This is a genomic window from Streptomyces sp. SID11385 (assembly GCF_010548245.1).
Taxonomy (GTDB): domain Bacteria; phylum Actinomycetota; class Actinomycetes; order Streptomycetales; family Streptomycetaceae; genus Streptomyces.
Genome location: NZ_JAAGLR010000557.1, coordinates 1 through 425, shown reverse-complemented (window position 1 = coordinate 425; position 425 = coordinate 1). Strand labels below are relative to the sequence as shown.

1 pseudogene is annotated in these 425 nt (G+C 75.5%); it reads right to left on the bottom strand.

Annotated elements, in window-relative coordinates:
- Positions 1-213: 213 nt before the first annotated feature.
- Positions 214-425 (bottom strand): annotated as a pseudogene (locus G3I42_RS16800) (ATP-dependent DNA ligase); the annotation flags it as partial.

Sequence of the window (425 nt, the reverse complement as noted above, 5' to 3'; positions counted from 1 at the left end):
CGTCGGCGCGGGCCGCCGCGGCGGGGGCGAGGAGGGTGGCGGTGGCGGCGAGGAGGGCGAGCGCGGCGGGTTTCCGGTACGGAACCCGGTGCGGCATCCGGTACGGCATGGAGAGACTCCTTGAAGTGCGACGAGTGACCGCATACGGTCACGAATCAACGTAAAAGGCGCACGGAGAGATCGCAAAAGACCACAAGCTGTCACGATCGGCGCTCACTCCCCGGCCCCGCCCCGGAACCGCACCGCCTCCACCGTCCCCTGCCGCGTCGTCTCCTGCCGCACCTCCACGACCCCGCCGGGCCGTACGGGCGTGTACGGGACCTCCCCGACCCCGGCGGCGGTGATCACCGCCCCGGCCGCCCCCTCCTCGTCGGCGGGCAGCGCCCCGGCGGCCCCGGCCCGCAGCGCGGGGGCGAGGGGCCGCG